This is a genomic window from Coprococcus eutactus (genome assembly GCF_025149915.1).
In the GTDB taxonomy this organism is placed as follows: Bacteria; Bacillota; Clostridia; order Lachnospirales; family Lachnospiraceae; genus Coprococcus; species Coprococcus eutactus.
The window spans coordinates 818756-842002 of the sequence record NZ_CP102278.1 but is presented as its reverse complement, the minus strand read 5'-3'; the positions used below and the strand labels follow the sequence as shown (position 1 = coordinate 842002).

At 43.5% G+C, this 23247-nt stretch carries 6 protein-coding genes; 3 read left to right on the top strand and 3 right to left on the bottom strand.

Going from position 1 to position 23247, the window contains the following annotated elements:
• Positions 1–98: 98 nt before the first annotated feature.
• Entirely contained in the window at positions 99–1946 is a 1848-nt protein-coding gene (uvrC, locus tag NQ536_RS03575; protein WP_044997815.1) for an excinuclease ABC subunit UvrC, read from the top strand.
• A 52-nt stretch (positions 1947–1998) separates the two neighbouring features.
• A complete protein-coding gene (gene yfbR / locus NQ536_RS03570; RefSeq protein WP_004849570.1) occupies positions 1999–2604 on the top strand; it encodes a 5'-deoxynucleotidase in 606 nt (201 codons plus the stop codon).
• Here the strand turns inward: yfbR and NQ536_RS03565 are convergent, their stop codons facing one another.
• Together NQ536_RS03565 and ftsH are read right to left on the bottom strand one after the other, a co-directional pair.
• Complete coding sequence (locus NQ536_RS03565; RefSeq protein WP_004849568.1) at positions 2605–2772, bottom strand: hypothetical protein; 168 nt, start codon at positions 2770–2772, stop codon at positions 2605–2607. It abuts the gene before it with no gap.
• Between the two features lie 102 nt (positions 2773–2874).
• The gene (gene ftsH / locus NQ536_RS03560) at positions 2875–4737 is read right to left on the bottom strand and encodes an ATP-dependent zinc metalloprotease FtsH (protein ID WP_044997814.1); all 1863 of its coding nucleotides are present in this window, start codon (positions 4735–4737) and stop codon (positions 2875–2877) included.
• 334 nt (positions 4738–5071) lie between these two features.
• On the opposite strand from ftsH, the gene NQ536_RS03555 reads away from it, so the two are divergent.
• Entirely contained in the window at positions 5072–5806 is a 735-nt protein-coding gene (locus NQ536_RS03555; protein WP_004849565.1) for a hypothetical protein, read from the top strand.
• A 98-nt stretch (positions 5807–5904) separates the two neighbouring features.
• On the opposite strand, the gene NQ536_RS03550 is transcribed toward NQ536_RS03555, so the two are convergent.
• Positions 5905–23088, bottom strand: a complete 17184-nt coding sequence (locus NQ536_RS03550; protein ID WP_004849564.1) for a fibronectin type III domain-containing protein — start codon at positions 23086–23088, stop codon at positions 5905–5907.
• Between the last annotated feature and the right edge of the window lie 159 nt (positions 23089–23247).

Sequence of the window (23247 nt, the reverse complement as noted above, 5' to 3'; positions counted from 1 at the left end):
TATTGTCAAGAATTCAGGGCTATTTTGGCATGCATTTTACAGATGACATATGTGTGCTCACGGTGATATACTTATCTATATTTTTTGAGGTGAAAGCTATGTTTGATTTTGAAGAAGAATTGAAAAAACTTCCCCATGTACCTGGCGTCTATCTGATGCATGACTCAGGGGATCACATAATATATGTAGGCAAGGCCATCGATCTGTACAACAGAGTTCACCAATATTTTCAGGCAGGATACAAGAAATCCCCAAAGATCCAGAAAATGGTCTCTCATATTGCATGGTTTGAATATATCGTATGCGGCTCCGAGCTGGAGGCTCTGGTTCTGGAATGCAATCTCATCAAAGAGCACAGGCCGCACTACAACACCATGCTGACCGATGATAAGGGATATCCTTATATCAGGATTACCGTGGAGGAAGATTTCCCAAGGATCCTTTACAGCCATCAGATGAAGCGTGACCATTCCAAATACTTCGGTCCCTACACCAATTCCAGAGCGGTAAAGGATATCATTGAACTTTTGAAAAAGCTTTATCACATAAGAAGCTGCAGCAGAAACCTACCAAAGGATATAGGCCTTGAACGTCCATGTCTGTATCACCAGATAAAGCAGTGCGATGCTCCATGTCAGGGATATATCTCAAAAGAGGACTACAACAATAACATACAGCAGGCCATAAGTTTCCTGAATGGCAATCACGGTCATGTAGTTAAGGATCTTGAGAAAAGGATGAGAGAGCTTGCAGATGAGATGGAGTTTGAGCAGGCCAGTGAGATCCGTGATCTCATAAAGAGCATACAACATATCGAAACTACCCAGCGCGTCGGTGACACAAGCTCTGACGACAGGGACGTCATCGCCATGGCAACGGATCTTGGCAACGAGTGCGTCATATCCATATTCTTTGTGCGTTCAGGAAAGATGATAGGACGTGAGCACTACCATATGAGCGGTGTAAATGCTGAAAAATACAGCACGATCATGGAGTCTTTCCTGAAGCAGTACTACGCTTCAACGCCTTATCTGCCAAAGGAGATAATAATCGAGCAGCAAATAGATGACTACGCACTCATAGAGGAATATCTGAGCGCCCGTTGCGGCAGCCAGGTACACATTGTCATACCGCAAAAGGGCGACAAGCAGAAGCTTCTGAAGCTTGCAAAGGACAATGCCTTTCTGGTGATGAATCAGGATGCAGACAAGCTCAAGCGTGAGAAGGAACGGACTGAGGGAGCGGCAAAGGAACTCGCCCAGCTCATCGGGGTTCCATCCGCCAAGAGGCTTGAGGCATTTGATATCTCGCACATAAGCGGCTACCATTCAGTCGCTTCCATGGTAGTATTTGAAAATGGCCGTGCTAAGAAAAATGACTACAGAAAATTCAAGCTTCGCACCATAGATGGACCAGATGACTACGCCAGCATGCGGGAAGTTCTCACCAGAAGATTCACTGATGAAAAGTTCAACATCTACCCAGATATCCTCATGATGGACGGAGGCCGAGGACAGGTTAACATCGCTCTTGAGGTTCTCGGAGATCTCGGTCTGAACATTCCTGTGTGCGGCATGGTAAAGGATGACCACCACAGAACAAGGGGACTTTACTACAATAACAAGGAGATTGAATTTCCTGCCGGAACCCAGGCTTTCAATATGATCACCAGACTTCAGGACGAGGCTCACCGCTTTGCGATAGAGTACCACAGAAGTCTGAGGAGCAAAGCACAGATTCACTCTGTTCTGGACGATATCGATGGAATAGGTCCTGCAAGAAGGAAAGCACTTTTGGCATATTTCAAGGACATCGACAATATAAAAAAGGCTGCCATCGCAGACCTTGAGATTCCTGCAGGAATGACCAGAGCTTCCGCCGAAGCCGTCTACAATTTTTTCCATGCAGACAGCACTGCATTCAAAAAGAAGGACAACGGACAATAAAAACTGGCCTACAGTTTGTATATATTTATTCATATGTGAGGTATTTACTTTTATGGAATATAATTTTTTTGCACTTATATCAAGAATGAAATACATCGACAGATGGTCGCTGATGAGAAACAGCAGAGAGGAAAATCTGTGTGAGCACTGCCTTGAAGTCAGCATGATCGCACACGCACTTGCCACCATCGGCAATGTGCGCTACGGCAAGTCACTCAACGCCGAGAGAGCCTCCCTTATAGGCCTCTACCATGACGCCTCCGAGATAATCACAGGAGACATGCCAACGCCCGTAAAATACTACAATAACGACATCAAAACCGCTTTTAAGGACATTGAAGATATCGCCTGCCACACTCTTCTTGACAAACTTCCTGACGACCTGAAGAATGCATACACCCCTATCTTTTTCAAGGATGATCAGGACGAGAACGATGTATATATATGGAAGCTCGTTAAAGCTGCGGATAAACTCTCAGCCCTCATAAAATGTATGGAGGAGACCGGGTCTGGCAACACCGAATTCTCAAGTGCCATGAGCACCATACTTGCATCTGTATCATCGATGGCTGGGAAATACCCGGAGGTAAACGATTTTGTCTGTGAGTTTCTGCCAGCCTACGGCAAAACCCTTGACGAGCTGCAATCAGACAAGTGATCAGGCAAGGTCCTTAGCCCGCTGCCCTGAGAAAATCACGAGAAACGAGTCAAAGCATGTTCCCCATGCAAATTTAAAAGGCTCTTCGAGACAGAAACTCGGATTTTTATTTCCCATTTTCCACCTCAAAGAGCCTTTTGTAACAACTTGTTTTTCTATTTTCTTCAAAAATTGCCTCTGTTAGCTACGTTTTTTTTCTGATTATCACACGAAAAGAGAAAAATGTTTCCTTTTCTCCCCAAACTAGTCGATTAAGGATAAAATAATTTTTCACTCGCAAGCGTTCTCAACACGGTGAAATATATCCATAAATTCCTTTCCGGTTATCGACTCTTTCTCGATAAGGAATTTTGCGATCTCATCAAGTGTATCCATGTGATCTGCCAACAATTTCTTCGCCTTATCATATGAATCGCTGAGCACCTTTCTAATCTCCTCATCGACCTTGGCTGCCGTCTCATCGGAGCACTGGAGCACCGCATTTCTGTCGAGGTATTTTCCCTGTACCGACTCAAGCTGCATAAGTCCGAATGTATCCGACATACCGTACATCGTTATCATGGCCCTCACAGTCTTTGTCGCCTGCTCTATATCATTTGCAGCTCCCGTTGTAACAGACTCAAACTTCAGCTCCTCAGCAGCACGTCCGCCGAGTGTAGTGACGATATCCGCCTCAAGCTCAGCCTTCGTCTCCATATATTTTTCTTCCTCCGGCACCTGCCATACATAACCCAAAGATCCCATCGTTCTAGGAACTATGGTAATCCTCTGGACAGGCTCCGTATGCTTCTGGAGAGCAACGAGAAGTGCATGTCCCACCTCATGGTATGCCACCACCTTCTTCTCCTCCTCGCCTAGGAGCTTGCCCTTCTTCTCTTTTCCCGCAAATACCAATTCCACAGCGCCTATGAGGTCAGCCTGTGAAACCATAGTCCTTCCGGCACGCACCGCGGTGAGTGCCGCCTCATTTATTATATTCGCCAGATCTGCGCCAACAGCACCCGCAGTTGCAAGTGCCAGTTCTCTGAGGTCAACACTCTCATCCATCTTCACATTTCTCGAATGAACCTTGAGCGTATCTATCCTTCCCTGAAGATCCGGCTTTTCTACTATAACCCTTCTGTCAAATCTGCCCGGTCTGAGTAGAGCTTTGTCCAGCGTCTCAGGTCTGTTCGTCGCCGCAAGTATCACTATTCCCTTCGATGTGTCAAATCCATCCATCTCTGCAAGAAGCTGGTTGAGTGTCTGCTCCCTCTCGGAGTCTCCACCTCTCACACTGTCTCTGCTTTGTCCGATAGCATCTATCTCATCTATAAATATGATGCACGGTGCCATATCTGCTGCCTGTTTAAACAGGTCACGCACCCTCGACGCGCCCACGCCTACATACATTTCCACAAAGCTTGAGCCTGACATAGAGAAAAATGGCACATTTGCCTCCCCTGCAACAGCCTTTGCCAGAAGTGTCTTTCCTGTTCCCGGAGGTCCGACAAGCAGCGCCCCCTTGGGAAGCTTTGCTCCTATCTCCAAATACCGTTTAGGATTGTGCAGAAAATCCACCATCTCAGTCAGGGATTCCTTTGCCTCATCCTCACCTGCCACATCCGCAAATGTCACACCAGTCTTCTTCTCCATATACACCTTTGCATTTGATTTGCCAAATCCCCCCATCATACCACCACGCTTCGTTATGAGCGACAGGAACAGATAAAATGCTCCGATCATGACAACGTATGACAATATCGTACCTATCATCGCCGATCCGCTCTCATCCTTGCCATTGTATGTGGTGGCATATTTTTCATGGGCTCTGCTCAGCTTGTCAGCCAGGCTGTCATCGTTTATTCTGACAGTAATATATGTGTTCTTGTCAACTTTGCCATCATCATCTCTAGTGGTAAACTTGATCTTCTTTGAGTATATTTCGGCATTTTCGACCTGTCCACCATCCAGCATCTCTATAAAACCACTGTAAGGTATTTCCTTCTTAGTTCCGTTAGTTATCTTGTCATACGCACGCCAACACAGCAAAGTGAGTACGATAGACAGAGCAAGCAGAATTATGACATTTCTGTTTTTTCCCTTTCCTCCATCTCCATTGTCTTTATTCTTGTTATCGTTATCATTCTGCACGTTTCTATCCAAGTCATTTTCTCCTTTTATTTTCACTGTTTTAGATCTGAATATTTCGCATTCACATTTCGCATTTACATTCCAGCTTCTCTCTCGTTTTTTTGCTTCATCTACATTATTCCCCTCAAATATTTCCCTCCAATTATAATTTTTAATAAACATTATAATTATGACTTTAATTCTATTTTATTTATAAGTCAAGTTAACTGTAATTTATATTTTTCAGTAAGACACCTGACGCAGCCTTGACATCAACATTTTATCAGGAGTACACTCATTCTGTCACATACATATTTTTACGCATTGAATTTATATATTTCGGGAGGATGTACATATGCCTGGATACATGATGCACCTGTGTGAGGCTGCATATATAGAAAATATCATACTGAATTCTGACAAAGGCGATGTGGACACAGTGATTTCAAGGGCTCTGATATCAGTTTTCAATTCCCCTGATTCAACAAATGAATTTCTTCTCGGCACAGTCCTTCCCGATGCGGTGTCGGACAAATCCCTTACACACTTCCGTCCACCATGGCAGGACAATCTGATCACCAAATACCCCAACATGCACTACCTGACCGAGCGGCATAACCCGGATCATCTTACTGCAGCTGATCTTGGAATTCTTGCGCACCTATATATGGACAGTATCTATGTAGAAGAATTTTGGCCCAGGTATTTTCAATTTGAGGACTCCTCAGGCAAGCCTACGTGTGTATCAAATAATATAGACCATGTTAAAATGACAGCAATCAGCAGACAGAGCGACGGAACTATAATACCAATAAGAGACTTTTTTTCCGACCGGTATTTCTACGGTGACTACAACATCACAAATCCTTTATTCCAGATAGATTTTGCACCAGCCATCCCCAACATAGCTCCAGTCAGTCTGACCATATCAGAATGCAACGCTTTCTCTCCTGAGATGCTCCGCCGTGATCTGTCACTCTTTGTCAGTGCTGAGCCACCCGTACAGAAGGCGACTACAAACGTCTTCCCATATGATGATCTGAAAGAGTTCACTGTAAGCTGTGCCGATAGATTTCTTTACCTGTATTAAAAAGCTCAATACATACTGCATATAACACAAAAGCGCCCCGCCGGCTGTTTTCACAACCGGCTGGACGCCCTTTTTTGTATCTTGCTTTTATTTTAGTGTTATTTTGCTTTAACAGCCTTGACCGTTGAATATGAGCTGTAATACTTTCTGCCCTTTGCATCCTTCTTGAATGCTCTGACATTTACGTAATATGTCTTATTCTTTGCAAGTCCCTTCTTTGTATATTTTACCTTAGATGCTTTCTTTAATGTGGCTATCTTAGTTGACTTGCCTTTCTTTGTGGTTCTCATGTATACTTCATATCCATCGGCTCCAGTCACTCCATTCCAGCCCAAAGTCACACTGCCCTTACCTGCCCTGATTACAACCACTGGCGCTGTAGGAAGCGTTACCGAACTAATCTGGCTTCCGACATTTTTAACTACACTGTTGCCGTGCTTCTTATAAGCTACTACCTTGTACTTCCACTCTGTTCCGGCTCTGAGCTTAGAACTTATGAAACTGACAGTCGTATTCTTACTGATCTGCTTGATCTTGATCCAGTTCTTTCCGCTGAGCCTGTAAACTATGTATCCGTCCGCACTAGCTACCTTGTTCCAGCTAAGTGCTATGCTTGAAACCCAGTTTCTAGATGTCTTTAGTCCCTTGACTGCAGATGGTGTAGTCATGATCGCTGCTACATTTGCTGTACCGAGGAGAACCTTTCCGCCAACGCTCTTGTATGCAACTACCTTTATCTTGTATACAGTGCTCGCCTTAAGCTTCTTGATCGATACTGCATTCGTCTTTACAGTTCCAACAGCCATGACCTTCTTACCGCTGTCATCGGTCCTGTATACCTTGTAGCCCGTTGCACCTGAAACCTTGTTCCACTTTACACTAATAACAGTATCCGTTCTGCTCGAATATGTTATTCCTGTAACCTTGCCTGGTTTTGTTCCGGTTACTACCTCTGACTTGGTCGATATAAGATTCTTGCCGTTTGAAGTTACATATGCATACACAGCTACTTTATATGTCTGTCCACTTGCAAGCTTTGACAGAACCATTGTCGTATCCTTTGTAGTTCCAAACTTCTTATAACTCTTGCCATCTTTACTGTAATATACAACATAACCGGCCGCATATTTGACCTTATTCCACTTAACCCTTACTGCTGACGTTGTAGACGTTACAAACTGAAGTCCTGCAACCCTCTCCGGAAGAATGTTGAATGTAACCTTCTTTGTTCCATAGAAGTTGTTAAGCCCTGTTATTGTAACCGTTGCAACTCCAGGTTTTACATTGTTGCTGTACTTGACCTCGTACTCCGCAGGATCTATCGTGGTGCTTCCTATCTTGGCCACTACTGTCGGAGTCTTTGCCTTACCGTTGTATGTAACATCTTTTATCACAGATACCGTAGCCTTTGAAATATCAAATGCCTTGATCCTGAACTGCTTTGTGACCTTACCCTTGTAATCTCCATTAAATGTCACTGTACATGAAGCTTTGCTTGTACGTGTCATTGTTATTCCACTGTTGTTCTTGTAGGAGATAGTGTAATCTCTGCCCTCCCTGAGAACTATTCCGCTCCATGTGATCTTCACATTCTTAAACTTAAACGCCGTTCCTGTGTATGTAGCCTCAGGCTCGATTCCCGTTATGACTGCTGTGTTGCTTACATCCACTCTGTTGATAACAAAGTTCTTCTTTACTGACTCTGTATAGTTCCCTGTACCTGTGATCACCACAGTTGCAGTTCCAACATGAACATTGTTGATGTACTTCACTGTGTAGTCAGTTCCCTGGACAAGTGTCTCACCATCCAACTTGACCTCGATATTCTGAGTAATTGCATTTCCGGTGAATTCCTTATCGATAACTCCGCACACAACAGCCTTCGTAATACTTCTTCCTGTTATCGCGAAATATCTTGTAACTGAATCCTTGTAATTGCCCTTACCTGTTATAACGACCTTAGCCTTGCTTGTGACATCTGAATTCTGATCATAACTCAGTATGTAATCGACGCCATTCGCAAGAAGCTTCGTGCCATTCTTAACTGTTACAACTGGAACTATCTGTCCACCTGTGTACTCAGTCGATGCTGTCACTGTTATAGTGCAGTTCTTTATGCTTCCCGCCGTTATCTCAAAGCTTCCATGTACCGTTCCAGTGTAATTGCCCTTTCCTGTTACGATAATCTCTGCTGTTCCGACATCCGTATTGCTTCTGTACTCTACAGAATAATCATCAGCTGACAGAACAACTCCGTTCTTTGTGACAGCAACTGCCGGTGTGACGGCACTTCCTGTGTATTCCGTTGTCTCCGCTGTGGCAACTGCACCATTTAACTGAGCTGGAGCGATCTTGAACTGGGCAGTTACACTTCCCGTATAATTTGAATTGCTTCCAGCTGTTGCAGTTACCTTTGCAGTTCCTGCATTTACATTTCCGGCATATTTTACAACAAATGTATCAAGCTCCTCGTCGTTGATGATAAATGAACCATCCGCACTGCTGATCGATACAACATCCGGCGTTATTGTCTTGCCTGTGTATGTCATATCTGTCTGTGCCAGAACCGCTGTATAACCTGTAATGTCTCTCTTTGTAATGTTAAATGTTATCTTCTTTGAACCTACATAATTTCCATATCCTGTAATGTATACGGTTGCTGTTCCAACGTTGTAGTTGTTTGAATACGATACCTTGTAATCCGTTCCCTCAACAAGCGCTTTGCCGGCATATGTCACATCAACAGCCGGTGTGATGAATGTCTTTGCAAACTCCTGATCGGCTATCGCGTTGATCTTCGCACCGCTTATGTTTACAGGTTCCTTTGTTATTGTAAATTCTCTTGAAACAGTTCCGGTATAGCTTCCCTTTCCTGTTATAACCGCCTTCGCAGGAGAATTCTTAGCAGACGCTTCTATATTGTTGCTGTATGTTATCTCATAGTCAACATCCTCAACAAGGGTGATATCTCCATGTGTAACTACTACCTCTGGCTCTATCTCCTTGCCTGTATATATCTGTCCACCGATTTCACTTACATGGCAGTCATTATCTGCTATATTCTTCTGTTTTATTGCAAATGTCTTTATCACGGTTCCGGTATAGTTGCCATTACCTGCGATTCTGACCTCCGCCTTATCCGTGACATTTCTGTTATTGCTGTATGTAACAGTATAATCTTGGCCTACTACAAGCACTTCATCTCCGTATGTCACCTTAAGACCTGTAAATGTTATCTCTCTTCCAGTATACGTCACACTGCTCTTGACTCCTGTGACCACTGCATCCTTTATGTCTGCTCCGGCAATAGAAAATATCTTTACAACAGATCCGGTGTAATTGCCCTTACCTGTAATGATCACCCCAGCCTCAGCTGTCACATTTGTGTTGTTCCTGTAACTTACCACATAATCTCTGCCAGCTTTCAGAACTGTTGTACCGTCTGTTACAACTGGTTCCGGCATAACCGGATTGCCTGTATATGCCTGACTGTCTATATCCGCAACGCTTGCAAGAGAAATATCTCTAGGTGATATCTCAAATTCCTCACTTGCATTTCCTGTGTAGTTACCGATTCCTGTTACCTTTACAGATGCTTTTGTCTCATCATCTGTCACATTTACATTGTCAATATACTCTGCCGTGAAATCAACATCCTGAACAAGTGTCATTCCACCGATTGTAACTGTGAGAGCCGGTGTCAGACTCTGTCCTGTGTATCTTGCTGCAGCCACCGTTATGTCGGCATCTGTGATCCTTCTTGGACTGATCGTAAATCTGACTGACTTTGTTCCGCTATAGTTGTTGATTCCTGTTATAGTCAAGACCGCACTGTCAGTTGCATTTACATTGTTGCTGAAGTCTGCCCTGAAGTCCTTTCCACTTACGAGTGTTCTTCCACCAAGTGTGACAACATATGATGGCTCCACCTCTTCTCCAGTATAAACTCCATTTTCAACTCTGACCACTGCATTCTCCACTGAAGCTCCGACTATCGCAAATGTCTTGCTCACGCTTCCTGTGAAGCCCTCTCCTTCAAGTGCTGTGATAGTTATCTTTCCTGTTCCAACATCAGAGTTGGATGAATATGTTATATCCAGGTTATCGAAATCAGTAACCGTCACTGTCTTGCCAAGTCTCTTCACTGTAAATGAGATGATCTCCGGCTTGACTGCTGTACCTGTGTAGAGGTATGTAGCGGCATCGAGTGCTATGACTCCGTCGCTTATGTCTATAGGTTTGATATTAAACTTAGCGGTCACAGAACCGGTATTTGAATTGATTCCCTTTGCCGTGACTGTCGCTGTACCCTCGTCCGTATTGTCCACATATACAAGGGCGTAATCTGTGCCATTTACAAGTTCTTTACCGTTCAGTGTTACTGTGGCATCCGGTGTGAGCGGCTGACCAAAGTTGTAATGCTGATCAGCTATCTTTGATATAACTGCCTTGGATATATCTGTAAGCTTCTTTGATATGGCAAATGTCACTGTTGTCTTTCCTGTGTAGTTGCCCTTTCCAGTGACTGTTATGACCGCCATACTGTCTGCTGTGGTAACCTCCACATTATTGCTGTAGGAGACTGTATAATCCTGGCTCAGCGCAAGTACTGATGAACCATCTCTCACTGTCACCTCCGGCGTGATAGCCTTTGCTGTGTATATCTGACCACTGACCGCATCGACACTGCACTTAGCAATATTCTTAGGTGTGATAGCAAATGCCTTTGTTATTACGCCGCTGTAGTTTCCTGTACCGGTTATGACTACCTTAGCAGATGTTGTTACATTCTTGTTGTTCTCATAGCTTACTATGTAATCCTCGTCCTCCGAAAGTGTTCTTCCGGATACTGTAACCATGATATCGCCAAATGTTATCTCCTTTCCTGTGTAGACAACACTTTCCTCTATTCCAGTCACAGCTGCGTCTGTAATGTCCACATTCTGTATAGCAAACTTCTTTGAAATACTTCCTGTGTAGTTACCTCTTCCTGTTACGATAGCCACCGCATCATCAGAAGCGGCTATGTTGTTCTCGTATGAGACAGCGTAATCTGTTCCTGCTGCAAGCACCTTACCGTCAAGATTTACAGAAAACTCAGGTGTAACCTCTTTTCCTGTATAGTTCTGAACCTCTATATCACTTATGACAGCACCTGATATATCCTTTGGAGCTATGTCAAATGTACATGTAACAGTTCCTGTATAATTACCTGTTCCCTTTATGACAACCGCAGCCTTTGTCTTGTCTGTGGTTGCGTTGATATTGTTGTTATAAGATATCGTGTAGTCGATATCCGCATTGAGTATCTCTCCGTCAACTGTAACTGTTATCGCTGGTGTTACCGGCATTCCGGTGAACTCAGCATCAGCCGCTGCGACATCAGCTCCGCTTATATTCTTCGCTGTGATCTCAAAGTATCCGATAGTCGTTCCTGTATAGTTACCTGTGCCTGTCACTGTAACCATTGCACGTTTTCCGACATTTACATTGTTGCTGCATACCGCGGTGTAATCCGTTCCCTCTTTAAGCGTCTTTCCATCAAGAATAACTGTGTACTTTGGCGCTATCGCACTGCCTGTATATTCGTAGCTGCCATCTATCTCAACAACAGCGTCCGCCATATCCACCTTTGTTATCTCAAATGTTCTGACTGTTTTTCCTGTGAAACCACTTCCATTTACTGCAGCCACTGTGACATTTGCAGTTCCAACATTGATGTTGCTGTCATATGTCACTTCAAAGCCTTCGAGGGATGTGACCGCCTCGGACTTTCCTGATCTGTTTACCATGACCATTCTGACCTCAGGCTTTATCTCCCCGCCAGTGTACTCATACTCCTCATTCTCAAGTGTCACAACTGCATCTGATATATCTATAGGAAGAATCTCAAATGTAGTGCTTACTGATCCTGTGTTGGTATTGATTCCATTTGCCTGGATAGTTGCCGTACCCTCTTTTGTATTGCCTATGTACACAAGTTCATAATCTACATCCTTTGTAAGCTGCTTGCCCTTATATGTAAGTGTGACATCAGGCTTTATAGGATTTCCAAAATCATAGTAGTCATCGTCCGGCTTGCTTATCTGAGCCTTTGAGATATCTATGATCTCCCTCGCGATCGTGAATACTGTGCTTATTGTTCCCTTATAATTGTCCTTACCTGTAACTGTTACGCTAGCATTTTCCGTGACATCTGTATTGTTGCTGTACTCTACCGTGTAATCCTTGTCTTTCTCAAGAACTATCGCACCATCTCTCACAACGATCTCAGGTGTAACAGGTGAGCCTGTGTATGTCTGACCTCCGATAGGATCGATGCTGCATCTCACGATGTTTTTAGCTGTGATTGTAAATGTTCTGCTTACCTCACCGCCGTAATTGCCCTTACCTGTGATGATAACACTCGCGAGCTCATCGGTGGTCACATCGTGATTGTTCTTGTATGCAACTGTGTAATCTGTGCCATTTGCAAGCTGTATTCCATTCACAGTTACCTTTATTCCTGAGAACTCTATGTCCTCTCCGCTGTATACAACAGTATCTGCGATTCCTGATATCTCTGCATCCTCAACGCTGAGCGCAGTGATGATAAATGTCTTTGTTACAGAACCCTTGTAATTACCTTTTCCTGTAATAACAGCCTTGGCTGTCTTTGTGACTGCCTCATTGTCCTGATACTCAACTGAGTAATCAGCTCCCGCCGTGAGTACCACGTCTCCATTTCTGATCGTGACCTCAGGTCTTACCGCCCGTCCTGCATATACCTGAGCCGGTATGTCTTCGATACTCAGCTTCGATATATCCATAGGTGTTATGGCAAACTCGGCATCCACAGTTCCTGTATAGTTGCCATTACCTGTAACTGTCACTAAAGCCTTAGCGCTTCCGGTCGTGACATTTACATTGTCACTGTAATCAGCAGTGTAATCTGTTCCGGCCTTGAGCGTCTTTCCATCGAGGATCACTGTAACTGCCGGCTCAAGTGGAGCTCCTGTATACTCCGCATCTGCCACTGTGAGTTCTGCACTCGATATTCTCTTTGGTGTTATGCTGAAATATGTATCAGCTTTTCCTGAATAATTGCCCTTTCCTGTTATTGTTACTACTGCCTCATCTGTCACATTTATATTGTTTGATGCTGCAATTGTGTAATCTGTTCCAGGAATAAGAGTCTTGCCTGCCAGTGTGACTCTGCATACTGGGATGATCGCCTCACCTGTGTATACTGCACTGTCAATGCTTATCACTGCCTGCTCTATTGATGCGGCTGTGATCGTATAATTAACTGTCGCACTACCTGCAAATCCCATACCATCCTCAGCTGAGAGTGTCAGAACTGCCTTGCCCACATTCACGTTATCACTGCATGAATATGTGAATCCTGTGAGATCCGTCAGAGTCTTTGCAACTCCATTTCTCTTAACTGTGACCTTGCTTATCTCTGCATTTACTGCATTTCCAGTGTATGCGTATGAGTTCTTAACAAGTGTTATATCAGCAGTGGTGATATCTATCGGAAGTATGTTGAACGTACCGCTTACCTCGCCCTTGTTCTGATCTATACCCTTCACTGTCACAGTTGCCTTTCCAGGCTTTACATTGTTTGCATATGTCAGGTCGTAATCAATGCCCTTAACGAGTGTCTTTCCGTTCAGAGTTACCTTCACATCCGGTGTAAGTTCTGCGTCAAAGTTGTAATACTGGTCAGCTATACCTGCTATCTTGGCCGCTGAGATGTCAAGTACCTCCTTTGATATGGAGAACTCTGTCCTGATTACACCTTCATAGTTGCCTTTACCTGTGATGACCGCCTTAGCTGACTTCGTTATCTCGATATTGTCATCATATGTAACTGTGTAATCCACATCCTTTTCAAGGACAACTGAGCCATCCCTGACTGTTACCTCAGGAGTCACCTCACTGCCTGTATATATCTGTCCATTTATGGCATCGACTTTACAACTGCTGATACTCTTAGGAGTTATGTCAAATGCAACTCTTATCTGTCCACCATAATTGTCCATACCCTTGATGATCACATATGCCTTTGACTCATCTGTTGTCGCATTTACATTTCGCTCATAGCTTATGCTGTAGTCAGAACCATACACCATGGTCTTTCCGCCGAGCTGAACCTTTATGTCGTCAAATGTAATGCTCTCACCTGTGTAAACTGCGTTCTCAGGTATTCCTGTAACTACAGCTGAAGCTATACTTGTTGCGCATATCTCGAATGTCTTTGCTACAACGCCTCTGTAGTTGCCCTTACCTGTGATGACTGCCTTTGCTGACTTTGTCTTGTCCACATTGTCACTGTATGCCACATCATAATCGCGGCCAGCGACAAGGATCGTTGTTCCGTTCTTTACTGTAACTTTTGGCTCTATGGCACTTCCTGTGTACTCCTGTGCCTCAATATCAGACACATCCGCAGGAAGTATGGTCTTTGCCGTGATCTCGAACTGAACTATAAGCTTTCCTGTGTAATTGCCCATAGCTGTTATGACTGCACTGGCCTTGTGGTCTGCCGTCGTCACGTCTCTGTTATCTGAATAAACCACCATGTAATCCCTGCCTGCGACAAGGACTTTTCCATCCACGCTGACTGTTACGCCCGGTGTAACGTCCGATCCTGTATATACCTGTGAAGGTATCTCACATTTACCATTTGCAACGCTCTTTGGCTGGATCTCAAATGTTCTGTTTATGACTCCTTCGTAGTTGCCCTTACCTGTAATGGTAAATCCGGCCTTATCCCCCGCATTCACGTTATCTGTATATGTGATTTCATAGTCAGTTCCGTTCTCAAGAACCTTCTCACCGATCCTCACTGTGATGTGCGGTGTGACGGCATCTCCGGTGTACTCTGGTGATGAAGCCTCAACAACCGCATCGGCAAGTGATGTTCTCTCTATCTGGAACGTCGCTGTCGCTGTTCCGGTGAAGTTCGTTCCGCTCTTTGCGGTGAGTGAAACTGTTGCCTTTCCAGCATTTACATTGTCTGTATACTTCACATCAAATGAAGCCAGATCTGTTATGATCTCTGCACCCTCTGCCACTGTAAGCATGAGCCTTGTAACTGATGGATTGATCGCTTCGCCTGTATATACAAACGATGTACCCTTTAATATAAGCTCACCCTTTGATATATCTGCAGCTTTTATAGCAAATGTCTTTGAAACTGACTTATTATATCCACCAATTCCAACGATGCTGACCGTTGCTGTTCCTACATTTATGTTGTCTGTGTAATCAAGCTTATAGTCAACATTTTTCGTGAGCACCTTGCCATCATACTTAACTGTGACATCTGGTGTTATCTCTCTTCCAAAGTCATATGTCTGTGCCGGAATAGCTGATACCTCTGCCTTCGATATATCTGAGAGTATTCTTGATATCGTGAATTCTCTTGTTATCGATCCTGTGTAATTGCCATTACCTGTTATCACTGCCAATGCCTTGGACGTATCCGTTGTTTCATTAATATTGTTGCTGTACTCTACATCATAATCTGTTCCGCTTACAAGGAGCGCCGAACCATTTCTTATGGTCACTTCCGGCTTGATCTCCTTGCCTGTCCATATCTGGCTCTCTATCGCCTGTACATCACAATCCTTAATATTCTTTCTTGTGATGGTGAAGTGAACATCCTTTGTACCAGTATAGTTGCCCTTACCAGTCACTGTGAAATATGTTTTCTCATCAGTTGTCACTAACTTGTTGCCTGTGTAGCTTATGGTGTAGTCAACGCCAGCTGTGAGCACTTCCTTGTCATCAGCCACTATGATATTGCCAAACTCCACATCCGAGCCTGTGTATGTAACTGACTCGCTGTATCCGCTCACTGAGACACCTGCAATGTTCTTTGGAACGATCGCAAATGCAACCTTGAGTGTTCCTGTATAATTACCCTTTCCTGCGATAACCGCCTGGGCTGGTGCGTCCTCAGTAGTCACATTAGCATTACCCGTATAAGTAATCTCGTAATCTACTCCGACTGCGAGCACCTCTCCTGATGCAGTGGTTACCTGAACATCCGGTGTGATCTCGCTTCCTGTATACACCTGATCAGCGATAGCTGATGCCTCAGCTTTTCCTATATCGGCCGCTGCTATCTTGAATGATTCCTTAACACTGTCCTTGTAATTGCCTGTACCTGCGATTATCACATTTGCTGTTCCGGCATTTACATTCTTCTCATATGTGACTGTATAGTCAACATCCTGAACCAGTGTCTTATCTGCCAATGTAACAACTGGCTTTGGCGTGAGTGCCTTTCCTGTGTAGACCTGATCAGCTATCTGCACATCTGCACCTTTCAGTGATCTCGCTGTAATGTCGAATGAAACTGTGAGCTGACCCTTGTAATTGCCGGCACCAGTTATAACTGCCTTGCCCTTTCCGACATTTACATTGCTGCTGTATGCCACCTCGTAGTCTTTTCCATCCACCAGATTAACACCGCCAAGTGTAACCTTAACTGCAGGTTTCAGTGCTGTTCCCTGATATACCGCAGTCTCTGCCACTGCAATAGCCGTAGAAATGTCAGCCTCTGTTATTCTGTAGTTTGCTGTCACACTACCCTTAAAGTTTGTATTGTTCTTCGCTGTGAGTGTAATCTTTGCTGTTCCAACATTGATATTGTCCGCATATGCCACATCAAATGAACTCATGTCTGTTATCTGCACATCTGAACCGATCTCTATACCGGTCACCACCGGTATCTGAGCCTTTCCATTGTATACAAATGAATCAGACTCAAGTTTTACACTTCCTTTGCTCACATCGAGAGGATCTATCACAAAGCTTACGGTCTTTGATCCTGAATAATATCCAATTCCGGTTACTGTAACCTCAGCGGTTCCGGCATCTATGTTGTTCGCATATGAAACCGTGTAATCCTTGTCCTCAGTAAGCTCCATTCCGTCATATACAACGTTCACTGACGGCTTTATCTCAGCACCCATCGCATATGTCTGTGCCGGGATCGCTGATATTGTCGCAGTGCTTATGCTCACTATACTTCTTGAGATTGAGAAGTACACTGTGATACTACCTGTGTAGTTGCCCTGTCCTGTGATGATCGCCTCAGCCTTGTCTGTCACATCTGTGTTGTTCACATACTCAACCGTGTAATCCGTACCGTTTACCAGTGATACACTGCCATTTTTGACTGTTACCGCTGGGGCAACCGGCTTGCCTGTCCACTTCTGTCCAGGTATTGCCGAAATCTGACAATCTGCAACATTTCTCTGTACGATATCAAATGTCATCTCTCTGCTGCCTTCATAATTACCTGCACCAGTAAATATGACTGTAGCAGTTCCAACTTCCTTATTGTTCTTGTATGAAACTGTGTAATCCTTGTTCTCTGTGAGCTTAACATCTGATACAGTAACCTCATATCCTGTCAGAATTATACTGTCTCCTGTATATGCCTCGCTCTCAGGTATTCCTGTTATGACCGCATCGTCAAATGCAGCCTTGGTTATATTAAAGCTAACTATCTTCTGCCCTGTGTAATTGCCATGACCCGTGATAGTTATTTCGGCCTTTTGGGCGGTTGTTGATACGTCTATATTGTTGCTATATACAGCCTCATAATCAACTCCGCTCTTTAACTCCACATCCCCATTCTTTACTGTTATCTCAGGGGTCTGTGCCTTACCGTTATAAACAACATCCGCAACGTCTGAAACATCACACTCTTCGATATCCTTTGCAAGTATCTTAAATGTTCCGGCCTTGCTGCCTGTATAGTTGTTCTTTCCTGTGACTGTGACTGTAGCGGTGCCCTTGTTGATGTTTGATGAATAGGTCACATCATACTCTGTATCTGCGATCGTCTTGCCATCAAGTGTCACTGCAACTACAGGCTTAAGAGCCTTTCCTGTGTATGTCTGATCCTTTGCTGTCACCACTGCAAGGCTGAGAGACTTTGCTGTGATCTTGAACTGTGCATTGACTGTTCCCGCATAATTTCCGGTACCCGCAACTGTCACTGTCGCAGTTCCAGCACTCGTGTTGTCTGCAAACTCTACTGTATAATCTGTACCTTCTGTAAGTTTCTTTGTTCCAAGTACCACCGTTACATCCGGCTTCACCGGAAGTCCTGTATACTCTGCATCCGGAACCGTCACGCGGGCTGATGTTATATCTGCAGCGCCAATTGTGAATTTCGCACTTGCGGTTCCTTTGTAGTTTGTATTTGCTCTGGCTGTAAGGGATACAGTTCCTGTTCCCTTCTTTATGTTGTTGCTGTATGTTACATCAAAGTCTGAACCAGGAGTGATCTTCCTATTACCTGCTGTTATGCTCTTAACCGCTGGCTTTATCTCACTTCCGCTGTACGTATAACTGTCACTTTCAAGTACAAGGCCTGCTGATGTTATGTCGTACTGCTCAATAACAAACGTTGTTCCTGTCTGCCCCTTGTAATCACCGGTTCCTGAGACTGTTATTGTTGCCTTTCCAGCATTTACATTATCTGTGTATCTGACTGTATAAGCACCGGCATCAAGTACCTTGTCACCAAGCTTCACAGTCACCTTTGGCTCTATCTCATCTCCAAAGTTATAGATAAATGAACCACCGTCAGCGATCGTCACAACTGCTGAGCTTATATCGATTATCTCTTTTGCAATTGAGAATGTCTTCTTTACTTCTCCTGTATAGTTGCCCTTACCTATGATCTTTGCAACAGCGAGACCGCCAGCCTCTGTCGTCACCTCAGTATTGTTTGAATACTCTATATCATAATCTGTACCCTTTACAAGAGTCTTTGCTCCATCGCGGACTTCAACATCCGGTTTAACCTGTTTCCCTGTGTATATCTGGCCCTCGATGTCACTTATATTACAATTCTCCAGGTTTCTGGCAGTTATAGCAAATTGAACAACTATTGAACCTGTGTAATTTCCCGCAGCTGTTATTGTAATCTTTGCCGGGGTCTTCTCTGTCGTCACATCAGTATTGTTGCTGTATGTCACCTTGTAATCAGAACTTGTGAGGACCTTTTCTCCAACCTTAACTGTCAGAGATGTAAATGTTATTGCAGAACCGGTGTATTCCACATTCTTTGAATATCCGGATACCACTGCATTTTCTATTGATGCAGGCACAATGCTGAACTTGGCACTGCATGTTCCCACATAAAGTCCCTTGCCTTTTATAGTGACGCAGGCTTTCTTTGAAACTGTTGACACATTCTCATTGTCGGTATAAGAATCCACAACATAGTCCTCACCCTCAGCAAGGATATTGTCTCCATACTTAACCTCAATATCAGGACATATGGCAGAACCTGTGTAGGTCTGATCTTCTATAGCCGTTATGACGGCATCAGCAATATCTATTGCCTGAATCTTAAATGATCCCTCGACTGAGCCTTTGTAATTTCCACCTTCAACAGCGGTGACAATTACCGTTGCCGTTCCTATATCCTTGTTATTCTTATACTTGACTGTATAATCGTCTGCCGAAAGAACTTTTCCATCTGCCAGCGTAACTGTGACATCGGGTGTCTGTGCTTCGCCTGTGTATGTCACATCATTCACAGTTATTTTGGCTGAATTTATTGATTGCTGCTCTATAGTAAATCTCTGTGTGAGACTGCCTATAAAGTTCCCGGTTGTTCCTGCTGTAACTGTAACGCTTCCAGCACCTGCCTCTGTATTGTCATTGTACGATACAGTAAAGCCCGTGAAATCTGTTACCAATACATTATTTCCTGACTTTATGGACACCGGCCGTGGCTCTGCAGGAGTACCTGTGTACTCAAACACATTCTGATCAATAACAAGTGTATCCCCTGATATATCGTATGGAAGTATATTGAACGTATATGTAAGCGTTCCTTTGAATCTTCCAACACCTGTTACTGTAAGTGTCGCTGTACCCACATTCTTATTATTTATAAAATTATATGTATAGTCCTCTTTATCAGTCAGTTTTTCTCCGTCATAAGTTACTGTAAAATTCGGGGTTATCGCAGCTCCGAACCTATATGTCTGATTTTCAATCTTTGATACGGCTATCTTGTCATTGTCTTCTATATTGATAAATTCCTTTGTTATCCGGAAATACTTTGTAACACTTCCAGTGTAATGATCGCCCTTACCGATAACTGTATATGAAGCTTCACCTTCATCTATATTATCACTGTAGATTACATCATAATCTCCGCCATTTTCCAACTTTATTATGCCATTATAGACTGCGACATTCGGCTTTATCTCAGAGCCTGTCCACTGCTGATCCGGAACCGACTCCACTGCACATGAACTTATGTTTCTCTTTGAAATCTCAAATCTTATAACTGTCTGTCCGCTGAAGTTGCCTGTACCGGTTACTGTGATCGAGGCTCTGTCTCCAGATCCTGTAACCTCTCTGTTATTTTCATAAACTACAGTATAATCCTTGCCCCGTTCCAGAGTGTAATTCTTCCTATTGTAATATCTTGTTATCACGATCTCTGGTTCAATATCAGTTCCTGTATACTCCTGTGTAGCATCTGCCTTTGTTATGCTGACACCATTTCCAGATGCTGTAATTGACACTGGTGTAATCTTGAAAATCTTAGTCGCATCACCTGTGTAGTTTGAACTCTTTGCCGTGATTACCACCTCGGCGCTATCTGAGGCATCTATATTATTGTTAAATGCTAACGTATAATCTCGTCCCTGAACAAGCTCTACCGTTCCATTCTTCACTGTAACCGCAGGTTCTATCGCTGCCCCCATCTCATACTGTGTATCCTCTATTCCTGTTATTGTACAGTCCTCAATAGGCTTTGGAACAATGTTAAACTCGAGACTCTTTGTACCGCTGTAAGATCCTGTTCCTTCTATCTCAACAGTTGCAACACCTACTTCTGTATTTCCTGTTATTGATTTTATAACATAATCCTTATCAAGCTGAAGAGTGTAATCCCCTTTCTTGATTGTAAGTGTTGGAGTTATCTCTTTACCGGCATAGTACTGATCAGGAATTGGGGTGTACTCCAGATCAGCCATCTCTCCCGCTGGTGCGGTGATGGTTATCTGGAAAATTCTCATACCCGTAAAATACGGAGTTGATCCTGCCGCTCCGCTGATGACCATATTATATGTTCCTGGTTCAGTGTACAGATTCATCACCTTGTAATCTACACCCTTTTCCAGAACGATTCCGTTATATGTAACCGTTATATCAGGATCAATCGGTGAACCTGTATATTCATAATTGACTTTATTTCTAGTTAATATGACATCATTCGCACTTATATCCTTTGCAACGATCTTGAAAGTCTTGGTCACAGTTCCCGCATAGTCGCCTTTTCCGACAAATGTTACGGAACCAGTATCCCTTGGTGAGAGGTTGTCACCATATGTGACCGTGTAATCGGTTCCCTCAACCAAATTCCTGCCATCATATGTAGGCGTTATATCCGGTTTTATCTGAGAACCAGTATATGCCTTATTTCCTATATCCGGAATTGTAACGTCTGTCATTCCGATCTTGCTTGTCTTGATTGTAAATGTACCTGTAGCCGTGCCCTTGAAATTGCCTTTACCTGTTATGGTGATTATGGCTGAACTGCCCAGCTCAACATTATTCTTATAACCCGTGATCTCGTAATCGACACCATTCTCAAGTGCTGTATTGCTGAACGTTACCTTAGATGGCACAGGCTTAACCTCTGCCCCAGTATACTCCACCGGCTCCACTTTGATCACTGCAGGAGCAATGCTTGTTGCCACCGTATTAAATGTGCATGTCTTTGAACCTGTGTAGTTGTTATACACAGTCAATTTAAAGCTGTGTTCACCGACATTGTAATTCTTCTCTGTTCTATATTCGGAAAAATCCAAGAAGTAATCTCCATCACCAGTTGACAGAGTTTTTCCAAGAACAGGATCCGTGATCTTCACTGTTGGCACAACCGCCATAGCTATATTATTTGCAGTATTGTATACAGCATCAGATATACTTATGTTAAGAGAGTCTATCGACTTCGGTGCAATATCAAACTGGATCGTCTTTGAACCTGTAAATGAATTCAAACCTGAAATAGTAACGCTTGCCTTCTTCTTAGCTGTAGTTGCATTTATATTATCTGAATAATATGCAATCTTGTAATCCCTATCTTTTACGAGCGTAGTTCCCTTGTATGTAACCACCGGCTCCGGCGTCTTGCCCTTGCCATCATATGTAAATTCATCCGTTACAACAGCGTCTGCATCTGCAATATTTTTAACATTACTTCCAGAGCTGAGGATCGTGAATGTCTTAGTCACTGATCCCTGAAATCTTTTTGGATGACCCGTTATTGTAACAGTTGCTGTACCTGGATTTGTATTGTTTGAATATTCAACTTTATATTCATAATCATCTTTGTTGGTCTCTTCTAAGCTATAGAGTTTCTTGTTATTGGTATTATCTATAACCTCAACTTTAGGTGTTATCGGCTTGCCAGTATACACAAAGCTCTCGCCTTCAAGACTTATAGTAGTCTGTGTTTCAAGATCCGCAGCATTTATTCCATAAAAGATATCAAAATATCCATTGCTGCCACCTATAGCATAATTGCTGTTCTTTGTTGATGTGACAACCGCACATGGACCATTACCCATGTGTTCCTTCTCTATATCTGCTGCCTGATCCACATTCCAATATTCAACTTCATAATCCACGCCTTCGGTGAGGAAGGGACCGTTCGCAGATGATCTTACATATATCTTTGGGTCCACACCCTGTGCCCGATATGTGTAATACTTTGATTTGCTGGTACTATATTTATTTGCCGTATTAGTTCCACCGACATAGAACCAGCCCGCAGTCGATATTGTCTTAGGCCTGATCGTAAACGTAACTGTAAGAGTACCTGTACAGTTCATATCCGGCTTACCCGTTATGATCGCTGTCGCGGTGCCCGCATTGACATTGTTCTCATAACTTATCGTATAAAGTGTCGATGACAATGTGGTTGTTCCCGATGTATCTCCCACTTTCTTTACACCGATATTACTGTCTATCTTAATCGCATTTCCCGTATATATCTTACCATTAGGCAAATTCTTAAGATATGCGTAATATCCATCCGCATTGAGGTCTATCGCCCCCGTATCTGCAAGCTGTGCTTCGCTGTCCGCATCCGTTGGAGTGGCTATACCTCCCGTGTCTGCAGCAAGCACCTTTGCAAATCCTCCAATCGCCATATCACTTTGGAATATTACGGACAATGCCATAATAAACGCCATGAAGAATGCGATCACTCGTTTACCAGTTCCTTTTCTCATAATTCACTCCCGCCTTTCTTGGTCGTATAACAGCCCTACTTATAGAAAATTCTACCAAAAATCAATATCATATTCAATTGTTTTTATGAATTTTTGACTTAACTATTTGACTTAACACCAAACAAACAAAAGGCTTTCAGTCATAATCTACAAAATGCA

Coding starts and splice junctions, on each gene's coding strand:
- uvrC (WP_044997815.1), top strand. CDS start 99: ATGTTTGATTTTGAAGAAGAATTGAAAAAACTTCCCCATGTACCTGGC.
- yfbR (WP_004849570.1), top strand. CDS start 1,999: ATGGAATATAATTTTTTTGCACTTATATCAAGAATGAAATACATCGAC.
- NQ536_RS03555 (WP_004849565.1), top strand. CDS start 5,072: ATGCCTGGATACATGATGCACCTGTGTGAGGCTGCATATATAGAAAAT.
- NQ536_RS03550 (WP_004849564.1), bottom strand. CDS start 23,088: ATGAGAAAAGGAACTGGTAAACGAGTGATCGCATTCTTCATGGCGTTT.